The sequence below is a fragment of the Nitratidesulfovibrio vulgaris str. Hildenborough genome (genome assembly GCF_000195755.1).
Classification (GTDB): domain Bacteria; phylum Desulfobacterota; class Desulfovibrionia; order Desulfovibrionales; family Desulfovibrionaceae; genus Nitratidesulfovibrio; species Nitratidesulfovibrio vulgaris.
In genome coordinates this window covers 16,435-32,887 of record NC_002937.3, presented here as the reverse complement: position 1 = coordinate 32,887, position 16,453 = coordinate 16,435, and the positions used below count along the sequence as shown (strand labels likewise).

Here is a 16,453-nt window from a genome sequence, read left to right as displayed (position 1 = left end):
ACATGGTTTTTTTTCATTAAAGGGCTTGCAAAGCTTTCCGTTTCGTTTCAATCAACGTGCATCCGGTCGTGTACGTCCGGTGGCGCCCCGCTGCGCAGGGCACCACGCGGACGGTCAGGATGCGGCGTTGCGGGCCGTACCCTTCTCACGCGCGCCGGTATCCGCGTCAACCCAAGGAGTCTTCCGTGAAGCGTCTCAGCCCTGCCCTCATCGCGGCCACGCTATCCCTGCTGCTGGCCCCCATCGCCGCCTTCGCCTCCGGCGGCCACCACGACCTCGACGGCTCCGTCCTCACCGTCGCATGGGCACTGCCCTTCGCCTGTATGCTGCTCTCCATCGCCGTCATGCCGCTTGCGTTGCCGCACTTCTGGCACCATCACTTCGGCAAGGTGTCGGCCTTCTGGGCACTGGCCTTCCTTGTACCCTGCGCCGCCGTCTTCGGCATGCAGACCGCCATCTATCAGGTACTCCACACCTTCCTGCTGGAGTACGTGCCCTTCCTCATCCTGCTCTTCGCCCTGTTCACCGTGGCGGGCGGCGTCCGCCTCAAGGGCTCACTGGTAGGTACCCCTGTGGTCAACACAGCCATCCTCGCCGTGGGCACCCTGCTGGCAAGCTGGATGGGGACCACCGGCGCGGCCATGCTGCTCATCCGCCCGCTGCTCCGTGCCAACAGCCACCGCCGCTTCCGCGTGCATTCGGTAGTCTTCTTCATCTTTCTCGTGGCGAACATCGGTGGCTCGCTGACCCCGCTGGGCGACCCGCCACTCTTCCTCGGCTTCCTCAAGGGTGTCAGCTTCTTCTGGACCACCTCGCACCTGCTGATGAAGACCATCCTCGTCTCGGTCATCCTCATCGCCGCGTTCTTCGTCCTCGACACGGTGCTCTTCAACCGTGAAGGGCGTCCCGTGCCCCCCAATGCCGAATCCGGCGAAAAGCTGGGACTCGACGGCGTGGTCAACCTGCCGCTGCTTGGCGGCGTGGTGGCGCTGGTGCTCATGTCCGGCCTGTGGAAGCCCGAAGTCGCCTTCAACGTGTACGGCATCGAAGTCGAACTGCAGAACCTCGCCCGCGACCTCGGCCTGCTGGGTATCGCCGCCCTGTCTCTCAAACTCACCAGCACTGAATGCCGCCGCCTGAACGAGTTCACATGGGGTCCCATCGAGGAAGTCGCCAAGCTCTTCGCGGGCATCTTCGTGAGCATGATTCCCGCCATCGCCATCCTCAAGGCTGGCGAAGCGGGCGCACTGGCACCGGTCATCAACATGGTGACCCACGACGGGCAGCCCGTGAACACCATGTACTTCTGGCTGACCGGCATCCTGTCCAGCTTCCTCGACAACGCCCCCACCTACCTCGTGTTCTTCAACACGGCTGGTGGCGACGCCATGCACCTCATGAACGACATCCCCGAGACCCTCGCCGCCATCTCCGCCGGCGCGGTGTTCATGGGCGCCAACACCTACATCGGCAACGCGCCCAACTTCATGGTGCGTTCCATCGCCGAAGAACAGGGCGTGCCCATGCCCAGCTTCTTCGGCTACATGGCATGGTCGTGCGGCATTCTCGTCCCGTGCTTCATCCTCGTGACGTGGCTCTTCTTCATGTAGCCGCGTAGCGGGACACAGACGATACGAGTACGAAAGGCCCGCTTCGGCGGGCCTTTTCCTGTCTCTGATGATTCGCGTTCCCAAGGCAGGACGAGATGACTTCGCGAAACGACTCCTATCCGCTGGCTGGCTGACAAGGGCGTCGTAGCGCGGAATGCATGCAGACCGAACCGTCGTTCGCCCTCCGCAGTCCACACCGACGCCTTGGCACAGCGATATCAGGATGCTGTGAACGCAGCCACCCGGCGCACCAGCCACGAGGTCCACGCTTCATGGGCCGAAGGGTCGAAGTGGGCCGCGAGGGGGTTCATGAAACCGTGCCCCTGAGGCACCACATGACAACGCACGTCTGGTTGCGCTGCGAGGCTGTCCACTACGGTGCCCACGTCGAAATGCTCTTCGTAGGCAGGGAACACCAGTTCGACGGGAGCGCGTGGAGTGCGGTCAAGCAGCGTTCGGATGCCCGAACCGTAGAACCCTACGCCGCCACGTGCCTCACATTCCGCCGCACACAACACGGACCACACCGCCGTCGCCCCGGCACTGAAGCCCACGAGTACGGTATCAACCCCGGCACGCACCAGCGCCTGCTCGACGCGTGCGGCGAACGCCTCATGCCCGCACTGCCTGCAATACGCCGCGTAGGCGTCCTGTTCACAGCCGAAATCCGGGTCGGTGCCGTCGTAGGGGTCGATGACAACCACGTCGGATGCACAGGAGCGCAATCGTTCAGCCAGCGTATCCACATGCGGGGTGTGCCCCCATATCTCCGTGGCAAGGATGATGTGCAATGTCTTCAGCCTCCGGTTGCTGCGCCTCGCCCCGACCGTGGTGCAGTGCGCCTGTCATGGGCTTGTCCGCCTGCCAGTGTCACAGGCTGGCGTCACGGGCGGCAAAAGAGTCCGTACTGCCGCCAATCCTGCCCGGTCAGCATGCGTGCCCGGTCGAACCCGTACGACCGACTGCACACAGCCAAGCCTAACACCTCGCAATCATTGATGAGCACCGGCAGAATCCAGAAAGATTTCACGACAATCGCGTTGATGAGCGTTCAGCCTGCATGCCCCGCCTGCCCGGAATGGGCAAGCCCTTCGGGCCCCACGAACGACGAAAGACCCGATCGACATATGCCGACCGGGTCTTTCAGAAAATCTCTGGTGGAGCTGAGGAGAATTGAACTCCTGACCTCTTGAATGCCATTCAAGCGCTCTCCCAACTGAGCTACAGCCCCAAGCGAGGTGCGAAATTGCCCCAGTCCTTCTATTTTGTCAAGACATGAGACGCGATGTCGTTTTTTTCATACCAGTAACCCGGGTTTTACGGCACACTGGTCCTGTCGGTACTGCCATCGGGACAGCTGACCCTCCCCCTCGCCCCGACCGACAAAACCGACCGGAGCGCACGATGTCTTGTGTCCAGTTCCAACGATGCCTTGGAGCGGCCATCCTGCACGGATGCGCAGCCTGCCTGTCCTCGGCAGCCTTGGCAGCGACCGCCCAGCCTCCCCCTGCCACCGACGCATCCGGACTGGGCTTCGTCATCGCCACCACTGCCGGTGCTGCGCTTTGCGTCGTACTCCTCACCCTGTGGAGACTTCGTGCCAGCTCACCGCACCGGCACAACCGTGCCCCTGCGCACCTTGTCGAAGCCGTGGCGGACGCCGGCCCCGCCCTGCTATGGCTTTCCGACACGCAAGGGGCCTGCATCTGGGTGAACGCACGCTGGCGTCACTTCACTGGACATTCGAACGAAGCAGCCCGCGGCGACGGCTGGCTCTATGCCATCGCCGCCGCGGGGCGCGACGCGGCGAGAGACTTCGCCCGCACCGGGGCCAGTGCTCGCCGCCCCTGCACCATGACGTTCCCCATGACACGCCATGACGGCGTCGTCCGGCACATGGTGGCAGAAGGCCGCCCCTACCACGACACGCACGGACACTACGCGGGCTTCTGCATCTCGTGTCTCGACGTGACCGACCTGATGGAAGCCAGACGCGCCCTCGAAGAGAGCGAACGTCGCTTCAGCACACTCGTCACCAACATCCCCGGGGCCGTCTACCGCTGTTCCAGCACCCCCCCGTGGCACATGCAGTTTCTCTCTGCCGGGGCCGCGAACATCACGGGCATTCCCGTCAGCCGCTTCACGGACGGGACCCTCACGTGGGAATCCATCGTGCACCCGGACGACCGCGCCATGCTGAACCACCCTGTCATTGAAGCCATCAACGCGCCTGACGGGCACTTTTCACTTTCGTACCGCATCATCACGGCACACGGTGAGACGCGCCATATGATGGAATATGGTCGCCCCGTGAAGGACAGCACTGGCAACGTGCGCTATCTCGACGGCGTCATCTTCGACGTCACCGAACAGCAGGCCATCAGCGAAGCCCTGCGTGACATGCGCGACTTCCTGCATGATGTACTCGAAGCCATGCCCTCGGCCCTTGTGGGCTTCGACGTGCAGGGCCGGGTCGTCCAGTGGAACAGGGTAGCCGAGTCCATGACAGGCGTCGCTGCCGAGGACGCACTGGACATGCCTGCACGCGATGCCACGCGCCTTCTCGCAGGAGACGACCCCAGACTGCTTCTGGCGCTGGAACACCGCACTCCAGACACCTTCAGCCGACTCTCGGTGTATCGGGACGACGGGATGCACCATGTCGATGTGCAGACGTTCACGGCAGGAGTCGCGGACGTTCTCGTGATGCGCGTGGATGATGTCACCCGCAGGGTGCGCCTCGAAGAGGCTCTGCTCCAGTCCGAAAAGATGCTCTCCATCGGGGGGCTGGCCGCTGGCATGGCCCACGAGATGAACAACCCCCTCGGCGCCATCCTTCAGGGGGCCCAGAACATCCAGAGACGTCTCGACCCTGCACTGCCAGCCAACAGGGCTGCCGCGGAAGAGGCACATTGCCCCCTCGACGCGATGCAGTCCTATATGGTCGCCAGAGGCATTCCCGGCTTTCTCGACGGCATCCAGAACGCCGGAGCGCGTGCCGCGTCCCTCGTGGCCCACATGCTCGAGTTCATCCGCCCATCGCAAGGCGAGCGCACCGCCATCGGCCTCACCACCATCATCGATCGTGCCCTTGCGCTGGCAGGCAACGATTACTCCGACAACATGAACCACGACTTCAGGACCCTGGGCATCGTTCGCGACTACGACCCGACGGACGACATCATCAGCTGCATCCCAGCTGAACTCGAGCAGGTGTTCCTCAACCTGTTCCGCAATGCGGCCCAGGCCATGAGGGACAAGACCTATCCGGAGGGCATCTCGCCGGAGTTGCACATCGTCACCCGGGTGCTGCCCTCCGAAGTCAGGGTCGACGTCATCGACAACGGCCCCGGCATCTCACCCGCAGTGCGCAAACGCATCTTCGAGCCGTTCTTCTCGACGCGGGACGCGGGAAAGGGCGTGGGCATGGGTCTTGCCATCGCCTATTTCATCATAACCACCAACCACGGCGGCACGATCGAATGCGCCAGCCGACCCGGAGAGGGCACCCGCCTCACCATCAGACTCCCGCGTGACGAAGGCACTACAGCAGACCCTCGGTAACGCCGGAAGCCCCCCTCAAAAAAAAGACACGCCCCGCGAAGGAATACCTCGCGGGGCGCAAACGCGTCGTGAAGCCTACGCGGGTTCGTAGAAGCACCGTTTGGGCGATACCACCCTGCCGGACTTCTTGAGAGCATCGATGGCCTTGGAGACTTCCTTGCCATCCACGCCGAGTGCCTTTGCCACATCACCGGGACGCACGGGCTTTCCCGCGTCCTTCATCGCCTGCAACACCTTGTCTTCCATGATGACCTCCATTTATTGATACCTATTACTAATAAAGAATCCTCATCTCGTCAACCATCGACTTGACAAGGAACGCGATGTGTTGAAAACGCACCCCTTGTCCCCTTCCTTGCCATAAGGGATTACCCTACCCTTTGCAGTACACCGCGATGGAGCATCGATGTCCACTGCTTCCATGAATGATGCGCAGGGCAACAGTCCAAGATACGCGTCATCCCCGACCGTCTCCATGACGGTCATCACACTGGTGCTGGGCATGCTGCTTCCTGCCGTCGTCTCCATCCTCATGCTCATGGCGTCGACACAATCGCGCATCAGTGAAGAAGAGAACATGATGCGTGCGGGCCTCGTCGAGGGCATGGGTCTGCAAGTGGACGAGGTCGTGGACGCCCTCGCCCAGTCGCTGGAGGTCATCGCGGCCAATGGCGGCGCAGATGCCGATGACGCCACACGCTGGACACGCCTGCTTCAGGCCTCACGCGCCTTCGGCAAGCAATTTCTCGAATTCCATGTGGCCAACCCCAACGGCGACGTCATTTCCTCCAGCGCAAGCCTGCCCGAAGGCATCAACGTGGCGGACAGGGCGTATTTCTCGACCAGCCTCGCCACCGAGGGCATGGTAGCCAGTGAAGGCCTCGTCAGCCGCCATACGGGCCAGATTGCCCTGTATTTCGCACTTGCCGTCCGTAGCGACGAGGAGGCGCACTCCGGGGTCGTCTTCGCGGGTTTCAACGGCGAGGTCTTCGGCGACATGCTGCGCAAGGCGGGGCCCCGTAGCGACGGGTTGACCGTCTTCGTCCTCGACCGCAACGGCGATTCTGTATATGAGCACCTGCCTTCAGGTGGGCGGCACCCTGTGCACATACCCCCGGCAGACCTCAGGGATTGCGCTGATGGCAGACGCGCGTGGCTTGAGTTCGGCGGCACCCGCCACGCCGTTTCCGTCATGGCAAAACGCCTTGCAACCGGCGAGGCACCGTACCTGTACCTCCTTGTCTCCACCCCTGATGAGAGCTTCTTCTCCCTCTCCACCCTGCGTGGCGTGACCCCGCTGCTACTCGGTACCCTGTGTGTCGCGCTGGCGGCCCTTGCCGCAGCCAACCGGCGCATCGTCCACCCGCTGGAAAGCCTCACGCGCAAGGTGCAGGCCATCGAAGCCGGGCAACCTCTTCCCGAAACGGCGATGGAGTCGGTGCGCGAGATAGGCGGATTGCAGACCGCCGTCACACGCATGGCCCAGGCCATATCCCAGCGCGAACAGGAACTGGCATGGTTCGCCACCCACGACGACCTCACGGGGCTTGCCAATCGCAAGGCCCTGCACGAGATGCTGGCTGCGCGCCTCGACAGGCTCGAAGAGGGGGCCAGCGAAACCGTCGCCGTCATCTTCATCGACATCGACCGTTTCAAGGCCATCAATGACAGCATGGGGCACACGTGGGGCGACAACGTCATCGCCGCCTTCGCCGCACGCCTCGGTGCGTTCATGCACCCCCTGCACGCCTTCTGTGCACGGGTGGGCGGTGACGAATTCGTCGTCGTCCCCGACGCGTCGGCCACGCACAACGTCGTGCGCGACACCCGCGCACTGCTCGCCCATCTTGGCACACCCTATGACATCAACGGTCGAGAGGTTCGCCTTTCAGCCAGTGCCGGGGTGCTCTTCGTGGGCGACCCGGGCGAAAGCCCCGATGTCATCATCCGCAACGCCAATGCAGCCATGCACCGCTCCAAGGAGCGCGGCTTCGGGCGCATCAGCATCTTCCGGCCCCTGCATCTCGACAGCTACATGCTGCGACTCGACATCGAACGCGAACTTCCCCTCGCGGCGGCGACCGGGCAACTGCATATGGTCTACCAGCCCATCGTCAACGCCAGTGACGGTTCGCTGCACTCCTTCGAAGCCCTGATGCGCTGGAACCACCCACGTCACGGGTCACTGTCGCCCGCCACCTTCATCACCGTGGCGGAACAGACGGGACACGTGGGGCTGCTGGGCGACTTCGCCCTGCGCGAGGCCGGGGCATGCGTCAGACGCTTCGGTGAGGCAGGACTCCTCACGCCCGGATTGCGCTTCGGAGTGAACATCTCCCCGGCACATCTCATGGCGCAGGATTTCCTCTCCGACATAGAAAGCGTGCTCGACGCCGTCTCGGTACCCGGAGACCGCATCACGCTCGAAGTCACCGAATCGGCCCTCATCTCCACCGGGGCTGAGCTCATGGGCAGACTCGAGACCCTGGCCAAACGTGGCCTCAACTTCGCCATCGACGACTACGGTGCCGGATATTCCAACATCCAGTACCTCGCCAGTGAGCACTTCAGGGTGATCAAGATCGACAAGTCGCTCATAGACGAAGTGCACCTGCGCGACAGGATGCGCGCCATCGTGCGTTCCACAGTACAACTGGCCCATAGCCTGGGCTGCAAGATAGTGGCCGAAGGCGTGGAGACCCACGCGCAGGCCAATCTTCTGGCGCGTCTCGGGTGCGACTACCTGCAAGGCTACCTTTTCTCGCGCCCTGTGCCCGAGACGGATGCCATGCGCCTTGCCATACGCGCCATGGATCAGGGCACGCTGCTGCCCCCCGAAGCCCATCCGGACGCGTAGCCCCGCGACTGCCCCACCCCCAGCCCCTTCCCGGCGTGCCGCCCGACGAGCGCCGCGCCTTCTCGCTGCCGTGCCGGTCTGGGTGCGGCCCCCGCCAGTATGCGGTTATGAGCATGTCGGACGCAGGACACAACCCGCCCTCGACAAAGCCCGTGACATGTATCCGGGAACTTGGCACATCGCGCATGACATCGTACTGTGCGGGAACCCTTTCGCGCCCCGATGCCGACAGGACACGAAACCACCCCGACAGCCCGAGGAAGACCGATGAGCGATGATACCCGGTCGACACCGCGCCAGCTCGAAGAACTGGCCCGCCTTCGCCCCGAACTGGCCGATACCGCCATGCTGCTGCGTGACATGTACCTGACGCTGGAACAGCGTCGCCCGCGGTATGATACGACCTTTGTCGACGCCTACCCTCCGGGGCACTTCCACTCGCCCCTGCCCTCGCGTGACGAGGTGGCGGCCGTGGCCCATCGCGCCTTCGACGTGCCGGAAGGGGCCAACCCGCTGGGCGGGGTCGACCTTCGCGAACGCGAACAGCTGAAGCTGTACGCCGCTCTCGTGCCCTTCTACGCCGCTATGCCCTTCAAGGATCAGCCGACGGAAGGACTGCGCTACCATTTCGCTAACGACTTCTTCGCCCACACCGATGCCTTCGTCCTGTACGCCATGATGCGCCACTTCAGGCCGAGGCGCATCGTGGAGGCTGGTTCAGGCTTCTCGTCGTGCGTCATGCTGGATACCGACGAACGCTTCCTTGACGGTGCGACCCGCTTCACCTTCGTCGAACCCTATCCCGAACGGCTGCTGACCCATATCCGCCCCGAAGACAGGACACGGTGCACCATCGTCACCGACTTCGCCCAGAATGTCGCCCTCGAGACCTACACATCCCTCGAAGCGGGCGATGTGCTCTTCATCGACAGTTCGCATGTTGCCAAAATAGGCAGCGACGTGCTGCATTTCGTCTTCGATGTCTTTCCGGCGTTGCAACCCGGCGTCATCATCCACATCCACGACATCTTCTACCCCTTCGAGTATCCATGCTCGTGGTATGCACAGGGCAGGGCATGGAACGAAGCCTATCTGCTGCGCGCCTTCCTGCAATACAACAGCGCGTTCGAAGTGCTGTTCTTCAACAGCTATATGACCACGCGGCACGGTGACATGTTCGAGAAGCACACACCGCTGTGCATGCGCAACACCGGCGGCAGCCTCTGGCTGCGCCGCATGGCGTGAACGGGAGGGGTGTACACGTCTCATCAACCTTTCCGCGGAAGCGATGGACTGTGAGAGGAAAAGTGCGCTCGCCCCCTTCACCCTCTACCGCCTATAGCCAGAAGGCTCCTGCACAGCAGGGGCCTTTTTTCTGCGTGGACGACGGCGCAGAGGGTTCCGTCCGCTTCCGGCACGTGCGCACAGCACGGCGAGTCACGACGCGAACCCGACATTCCCCGGTGAGGACCCTGTCCGAGAGGTATCCATGCTTGCGGTGAACCGTATCCTGTACCCTGCAACGCCACGCGAACAGGGCGCAGTCGTCATCAACGGCATGGGAGACCCCGGATGCCCCGGAGAGTCTGCCACCGCTGCATGTCCCCTTCCGGCATGCGTTCGACGCGCACCTTGACGCACATGACATTCGGGGACAAAAAATGGCATGATCGGTAGAAGGTCGAACCCATGGGGTGGTCGACCAGCCCCCCTTTGCGCCCACACAAAACAAAGGAGCGTTGCACCATGAAAGTCAGAGCACAGGTTCCCACCGTCAAGAATGCGACCAACTTCAACATGGTGGCAGACAGCAAGACCGCCGTGGGAAGCACGCTGGAGAACCTCAAGGCTGCCATCGCCGGAGAGACCGGGGCACATGCCAAGTACACGGCCTTCGCCAAGGCAGCCAGAGAACAGGGGTATGAGCAGATTGCACGCCTCTTTGAAGCCACGGCGGCAGCCGAACTCATCCACATCGGTCTGGAGTACGCTCTCGTTGCCGAGATGGAACCGGGCTATGAGAAGCCCACGGTGGCAGCGCCTTCAGCCTACAGCTGCGACCTGAACCTCATCTCCGGCGCCAATGGCGAAATCTACGAGACGTCCGACATGTACCCGGCTTTCATCAGGAAGGCGCAGGAGGAGGGCAACTCGAAGGCTGTCCATGTGTTCACGCGGGCCAAGCTTGCCGAATCCGTCCATGCCGAACGCTATCTCGCCGCATACAACGACATCGACGCCCCGGACGATGACAAGTTCCACCTGTGCCCCATCTGCGGCTATATCCACAAGGGAGAAGACTTCGAGAAGTGTCCCATCTGCTTCCGCCCCAAGGACACCTTCACAGCCTATTGAGGCGCGAAGAGTCTGGCGGCGTAAGGCGCTGGGCGTCGGACAATGCAAGGACCGCCCCGCATGATGCCGGGGCGGTTCCCTTTTCCGTGTCTGCTTCAAGAGGCGTGGAGGCGCATCTACTTGTTCTCAAGCTTGATCTTTTCGATCAACTCATTGAGCTTCCTGCACTGCTGACTCATATCCCGCTGTGCACCGGCAGCCTGCCCGATACCCTCCGTAATGCGTCCCGAGAGACCGTTGATTTCATCCAGTGCACGCGTAATCTCCTCACTGGCTGCCGACTGTTCCTCCGACGCCGTGGCGATCGAACGCACCCTGTCTGCCGACTGTTCCGAAAGAACAACGATCTCACTCAACGCCTTGCCGGAACGAACCACCAGTTCTGTGGCCTTGTCTACTGCCGCTGCCGCGCGTTCGACACTGTGCGTGTTGTCGCGGGTCGCCTGCTGGATGGCCCTGATAGCCTCGCCGACCTCGCTTGTAGCGTGCATCGTCTTTTCAGCGAGCTTCCGCACCTCGTCTGCCACCACCGCAAACCCCCGGCCAGCATCACCGGCACGGGCAGCCTCGATGGCCGCGTTGAGCGCCAGCAGATTCGTCTGGTCAGCTATATCATTGATGACATTTATTATTCTACCTATGGCCTCGGCCTTCACTCCCAATTCAGCGACATTCACCTTGAGTGCATCGGCCAGCCGCTGCACCTCTTCAATGGCCGCTACTGAGGCGCTGGCAGTGCTGGCGCCCTCCTCTGCCCGACCGCGCGCATGATCCGCATTCTCAGCCGCCTTGCTCGAATTGCCAGCCACCTCGAGAATGGTCGCGTTCATCTCCTCCATGGCAGTGGCCGTTTCCGTAATACGCTGCCGTTGTCCCTCTGCCCCGTCGCTGATTTCCTCCGACAACGCTGCAACCTTCTGTGATGCCTGGGTCAATGACGTGACAATGGTGTCGAGGATGCCTGCAGCCGCGAGCATTCCCTCGGCCTTTGCCCCTTCCGCCTTACGCCGGGCATCGTCAGCCTCTGCCGTGGCAGCGCGCGCATGAGCAGCCTCCTCCTCGGCCAGACGGCCTTTGAGCTGCGCCTCTTCCATGCGCTCTCCGAGGCTTGCCACCATCGAACGCAAGGCATCCGCCAGAAGCAGGAGTTCTCCCTGAAAACGTCCGCTGACACTGGCATCGAGTTCACCAGAGGCGACCTGCCCGGCATAGCGAACAAGCTGATTCATGGGCTGACGCAGACGGTAGTGGATGTAGAAGAGCACCAGCCCCACCATGGTCGTTGCGATCATCAATCCGATGAGACCGCTACGCGTCATCAGCCCGCCAATAGCCTGACTGAAACGCTCCTGCTCCGCCACGATCTCCCTGTCGACATCATCCATGTAGACACCCTTCCCGATGACCCATCCCCATGGCTCGAACAGCTTCACATACGAGAGCTTGGGGAAATCACCTGCGGCACCCGGCTTGCCGAATCTGTAGGCTACGGTACCCGCTCCCTTGTCCCGTGCCACCTTCGCCATCTCGACGAAGAGCAGCTTGCCTTCAGCATCTGTCGTACGTGAAAGGTCGGTGCCGTCCAGTTCAGGTCTGACAGGGTGCATGACCATATAGGGACGCAAATCGTTCACCCAAAAGTAGTTTCCGTCAGAGAGCCTGATACGGGCGATCTGGTCCAGAGCCTCCTGCTTGAGTTGCGCTGTCATATCATCGAGATAGGCTCCTGCACCGACGACCCAGCCCAGTTCCGGAATGAGTTTGACGAATGACACCTTGACCTGGGGCTGCTTCTGGCCGGGGCGGGGCCACATATAGTCGACCATGCCCTCGCCCTTCGACCTCGCAATGGAAACGAATTCCGTGAATATGGCCTTGCCCTGTTCGTCACGGATGTCCCGTTGAGGCTTCCCTTCCATCTGCGGCGATACAGGATGCATGAGGACGACCGTGTCCAGATCGTTGACCCACAGGTAATTATCACCCGCAAAACGCAACCCGCGCAAGGATGCGAGCATTTCGCGCGCGACAAACGCCTTCCGTTCCTGAGGTGCTGCGGCCACCTGAGCCTGAACCATGGATGCCGCAGCATCGACCACCAGTTTCAGTTCATCGCGTTTCAGGCGCTTCAGGGCTTCCATGTCCCTGGACTGCGCGTAGTATTTCTCCACAATGCTGCTTGCCGAGTCCACCATATCGCGAAGCGAGTACTGTTCGTGGGTATAGATGCTCTCGCGGGTCTTCTGCGCCTGAAAAGCCGCAAATTGTGACAAGTCGAAAGAGACATACCCCAAAAAGATACCACCTTCGACCACGAGACCGATAACCACGATGATGATGAGCTGAATAATGATAGACCGGCGCATGACTGCCTCCTTCACCGTTCACGTGATGGAACCTGCCATGTCCATGATACGACAGCTGGCAGAAGGATGGCATTATTTGGGTACACTTCAGGCTTGGAACAAGCCCGGAGGAAGGATGAAAGAAAACGGGGGCATCCTTTCGGATACCCCCGTTCGGTGAACGTCTGGTGGAGCTGAGGAGAATTGAACTCCTGACCTCTTGAATGCCATTCAAGCGCTCTCCCAACTGAGCTACAGCCCCTTGCGGAAGACCGTTCTTGCCCCAAGGGGGCCGACTTGTCAACAGGGAGATCAATTCATGAGCGTTTTTTTCTGTTTTTGAGGTAGGCGCGCTTCACGTGGCTGCAGCAAGCCCCATGTGCTGCGACAGCCACACCCCGCACCTCGCAACAGCCATTCATGCGTTGACGCGAACGCCCTTACGCCGTACCTCATGGCACAGCCACCCTGCGTGGACATGCCGCGCACGCAATCCCAATGCTACGGCGCTACGGGCACAGGTAGCCAGCCCGCAGCCGCCTTCCCTCTTCCGGAGGAACGATGCTCACTTTCCCGCGCATAGACCCCGTTGCCATCACTCTCGGCCCGCTGCAATTCCGCTGGTACGGCCTCATGTACCTGTTCGGTTTTCTTTCCGGCTGGTGGCTTGGACGCCGCCGCGCCGCCCAGCCCGGGTCGCGGTGGACGGGCGAGATGGTGGACGACATGGTCACCTATGTCATCCTCGGCGTGGTGCTGGGGGGTCGCATCGGCTATATCCTGTTCTACGACCTCGCCTATTACCTGGGCAACCCGACGCAGATTTTCAGTATCTGGAACGGGGGCATGTCGTTCCACGGCGGTCTGCTGGGGGTGGTGTTTGCCATGTGGCTTCTCGGCAGGCGCAACGGACTCGGCTTCATGGACGTGTCGGATTTCGTGGCCCCTCTCATACCGCCGGGGCTGTTCTTCGGCCGCATCGGCAACTTCATCAACGGCGAGTTGTGGGGCAAGCACACCACCCTGCCGTGGGGCATGGTGTTCCCGGATGGAGGCCCCTTTCCGCGACATCCCTCGCAACTGTATGAATGCGCGCTTGAAGGCGTCATCCTGTTCCTTGCATTGTGGGTTTTCTCGTCACGCAAGCGCCCCACCGGGCATGTCTCCGGCCTCTTCGCCCTGTTGTACGGCGTTTTCCGCTTCACGGTGGAATTCGTACGTGAACCTGACGTCCAGCTGGGCTATCTTGCCTTCGGCTGGCTGACCATGGGACAGGTGCTGTGCCTGCCGCTCATCATGCTGGGGCTGTGGCTGCTGCGTCCGGGCGGGGACAAAGGCACCAAGGCAGCCTGAATCCACGTCTCCCAACGGTTTTATTGACATCCACGTCGATTTGTGGAATTGGCTACCCGTTACATTGCGGCCGTCGCGGACGGCGGCGTGTGCGAACACCCCGCTTGGAGGAGACATGGCAAAGGAAGATGCCATTGAAGTTGACGGTGTTGTGCAGGAAGCCCTGCCCAACGCCATGTTCCGCGTCGAACTGCAGAACGGGCACGAGGTGCTGGCCCACATTTCCGGCAAGATGCGCAAGTTCTACATCCGCATCCTGCCCGGTGACAGGGTCAAGGTCGAGCTTTCGCCCTATGACCTCAAGCGTGGACGTATCACCTACCGTATGAAGTAGTCCCCGCCCGTCGCTTCACAGCACGCAAGGAACGCCAAGGCGTTCCTTTTTTTATGGGTGCAGGCGGCACGATGCCGTCCCCGCCTCGACCCCATATGTCATGAATATCCACGGGCAAGAGTCCTTACTGCCACGTTGAAAGCCGCCCCTCCCTCGTGCAAGGAAGAGGCGGCATGGTCCTTTGGCTCAATGACGGCGGCTACACCACTCCGACGCGCGCACGAGGCGTGTTGAGCGTGATGAAGAACGCTGCCCCACGCCGGGTAGCAGGGTCAAGCGGACTCTCGACCCATATCTCCCCACCATGGCTACGTACGATGCGTCGGCAGATGGCAAGCCCCAGACCTGCGCTTCCTTCCTTGCTGGTGTCGCCTTCGCGTTCGATGCGATAGAAGCGCTCGAAGATGCGCTCCTTGCTGTTTTCAGGGATACCGGGACCCTCGTCACGGAAGCAGAAGGTAGCCACCCCGGCACCGGGACGCGCCGAGACCGAAACGCGCGTACCCTCCGGGCTGTATTTCATGGCGTTGTCCATCAGATTGCGGAAGACCTCACCCAGACCGTCCCGGTCGGCCATGACGGTGACCGCCCCCTCCACCTCGCACACAAGTTCGATGGCCTTGCGCCGGGCCACGGGCTGGAACTCGCGCAGGGTCTGGCGCAGCACCTCGGCGGCATCCACTTCGGCCAGTACCCGCTTCTCACCCTTGTGTTCCGACCGGGCGAGCACGAGCAGACTGTTGACCATCTTCGTCATGTGGTTGGCGTTCTTGAGAATAGTTCGCATGAACGCCCCGGCCTGCTCGCACGAGGCGGGTGGCGATTCGAGCAGCGTCTCGGCATACCCCTTGATACTGGTGAGCGGGGTCTTCAGTTCGTGAGACACGTTGGCCACGAAGTCGCGGCGGATGCGTTCGAGCTTTTCGCGCTCGCTCACGTCATGGAAGACCAGCACCACGCACCGCCCTGCCTCGTCGAAGAACGGCACGAGATTGACTTCGAAGGCGCGCCCGTCCGACAGTTCGAGCATGATGGCGCGGCCTTCGGTGGTATCCTTGGCGCGCAGGTCGTCCACGGCCCGCTGGAGTTCGGGCTTCATGGTCGCCTCAAGCGGAGTGCGGCCTATCTTGGAGACGATGCCCTCGAACATGGTGGTCAGCGCACGGTTGATGGTGGTGATGCGCCCTTCGGCGTCGAGCACCATCACCCCTTCGCGCATACCGTTGAACACGGCCTCGAGGCGTCCCTTCTGTTCTTCGAGCACGGCGAGATGGCGCTCGATGTTGTGCGCCATGCCGTTGATGGCGTGGGCCAGCGGCCGCAACTCGCGACCGGGGATGTCGCGGATGCGCCTGCCGTAATCTCCCTGCCCGATGGCCTGTGCGGCACGCGCCATGGACTCGATGCCGCCGAGAAAGGGACGCGTCACAAGAAAACCAAGGCCCCCGCTGGCCAGAAGCGAGAAGATGAAGGCCCAGAGAAGCCCTGTCTCCATGCTGTCTATGCGGTCGCGCACTTCGGAGACCGGCAGCGCCACGCGGATGACCCCCGCTGGCAGCCCGGCAATGCCCTCGACCCGCAACGCGGCATAGACGAGGTCCTTGCGCAGGGTGGTACTGTAGCGCACCTCCATGCCGCTGCCACCCCTGCTGGCTGCGACGACTTCAGGCCTGCCGCCATGGTCGTCCATGAGGTGGACGCGCTCGGCGGGCACATCCGAATCGGCCATCACCTTGCCATCGACGATGTAGGTGAAGCGCACTCCGGTATGCCGCGCATACTCCACGGCCCATGCCTCCAGCGCGTCTTCCGAACCGAAGGGCGCATGACGCGACAGCACCCATTGCGTGCTGGACAGGGTCTCGGTGGCGCGTTTGCGCGCCTCTTCGAGCATGTCTTCACGGATGGTGCGGTCGAAATAGACGAAAGGCGGGGCCAGTGCCATGAGCAGCAGCAGCCACGTTCCGAGCACGAGTCGTTTACGGAGTGAGGATCGCATACCGTTCATAATCGCGCTCTCCGTGTTTCACCCTTG

11 protein-coding genes and 2 tRNA genes are annotated in these 16,453 nt (G+C 62.0%); 7 read left to right on the top strand and 6 right to left on the bottom strand.

Annotation, left to right across the window (positions count from 1 at the left end):
• The first annotated feature begins 185 nt into the window (after positions 1 to 185).
• Positions 186 to 1,610: a sodium:proton antiporter gene (locus DVU_RS00120; RefSeq protein ID WP_010937338.1), complete on the top strand. Its 1,425-nt coding sequence runs from the start codon at positions 186 to 188 to the stop codon at positions 1,608 to 1,610.
• Between the two features lie 218 nt (positions 1,611 to 1,828).
• Here the strand turns inward: DVU_RS00120 and DVU_RS00115 are convergent, their stop codons facing one another.
• A complete protein-coding gene (locus tag DVU_RS00115; RefSeq protein WP_010937337.1) occupies positions 1,829 to 2,401 on the bottom strand; it encodes a dienelactone hydrolase family protein in 573 nt (190 codons plus the stop codon).
• A gap of 364 nt (positions 2,402 to 2,765) precedes the next feature.
• A tRNA-Ala gene (locus DVU_RS00110) sits at positions 2,766 to 2,841 on the bottom strand.
• A gap of 173 nt (positions 2,842 to 3,014) precedes the next feature.
• Here DVU_RS00110 and DVU_RS00105 point away from each other — a divergent pair.
• On the top strand, positions 3,015 to 5,174 hold the full coding sequence (locus tag DVU_RS00105) for a PAS domain-containing sensor histidine kinase (RefSeq protein ID WP_010937336.1): 2,160 nt from the start codon (positions 3,015 to 3,017) through the stop codon (positions 5,172 to 5,174).
• Positions 5,175 to 5,249: 75 nt separating this feature from the next.
• On the opposite strand, the gene DVU_RS00100 is transcribed toward DVU_RS00105, so the two are convergent.
• Complete coding sequence (locus tag DVU_RS00100) at positions 5,250 to 5,420, bottom strand: helix-turn-helix domain-containing protein (RefSeq protein ID WP_010937335.1); 171 nt, start codon at positions 5,418 to 5,420, stop codon at positions 5,250 to 5,252.
• A 160-nt stretch (positions 5,421 to 5,580) separates the two neighbouring features.
• Here DVU_RS00100 and DVU_RS00095 point away from each other — a divergent pair, with 160 nt between their 5' ends.
• The 3 genes from DVU_RS00095 to ngr all read left to right on the top strand — a co-directional run bounded on the left by DVU_RS00095 (position 5,581) and on the right by ngr (position 10,386).
• Positions 5,581 to 8,031 (top strand): putative bifunctional diguanylate cyclase/phosphodiesterase, encoded by a 2,451-nt coding sequence (locus tag DVU_RS00095; protein ID WP_014524182.1) that lies wholly within the window; start codon positions 5,581 to 5,583, stop codon positions 8,029 to 8,031.
• Positions 8,032 to 8,298: 267 nt separating this feature from the next.
• Entirely contained in the window at positions 8,299 to 9,276 is a 978-nt protein-coding gene (locus DVU_RS00090; protein ID WP_011793191.1) for a class I SAM-dependent methyltransferase, read from the top strand.
• A gap of 501 nt (positions 9,277 to 9,777) precedes the next feature.
• The gene (ngr, locus tag DVU_RS00085; RefSeq protein WP_010937330.1) at positions 9,778 to 10,386 is read left to right on the top strand and encodes a nigerythrin; all 609 of its coding nucleotides are present in this window, start codon (positions 9,778 to 9,780) and stop codon (positions 10,384 to 10,386) included.
• A 116-nt stretch (positions 10,387 to 10,502) separates the two neighbouring features.
• On the opposite strand, the gene DVU_RS00080 is transcribed toward ngr, so the two are convergent.
• Both DVU_RS00080 and DVU_RS00075 read right to left on the bottom strand, forming a co-directional pair.
• The gene (locus DVU_RS00080; protein WP_010937329.1) at positions 10,503 to 12,752 is read right to left on the bottom strand and encodes a methyl-accepting chemotaxis protein; all 2,250 of its coding nucleotides are present in this window, start codon (positions 12,750 to 12,752) and stop codon (positions 10,503 to 10,505) included.
• A 165-nt stretch (positions 12,753 to 12,917) separates the two neighbouring features.
• Positions 12,918 to 12,993: transfer RNA gene (locus DVU_RS00075), tRNA-Ala, on the bottom strand.
• A 299-nt stretch (positions 12,994 to 13,292) separates the two neighbouring features.
• Here DVU_RS00075 and lgt point away from each other — a divergent pair.
• Entirely contained in the window at positions 13,293 to 14,084 is a 792-nt protein-coding gene (gene lgt / locus DVU_RS00070) for a prolipoprotein diacylglyceryl transferase (RefSeq protein ID WP_010937326.1), read from the top strand.
• A 115-nt stretch (positions 14,085 to 14,199) separates the two neighbouring features.
• The gene (gene infA / locus DVU_RS00065; RefSeq protein WP_010937325.1) at positions 14,200 to 14,418 is read left to right on the top strand and encodes a translation initiation factor IF-1; all 219 of its coding nucleotides are present in this window, start codon (positions 14,200 to 14,202) and stop codon (positions 14,416 to 14,418) included.
• 199 nt (positions 14,419 to 14,617) lie between these two features.
• Here infA and DVU_RS00060 read toward each other — a convergent pair whose 3' ends face one another.
• Complete coding sequence (locus DVU_RS00060; protein ID WP_010937324.1) at positions 14,618 to 16,426, bottom strand: ATP-binding protein; 1,809 nt, start codon at positions 16,424 to 16,426, stop codon at positions 14,618 to 14,620.
• Between the last annotated feature and the right edge of the window lie 27 nt (positions 16,427 to 16,453).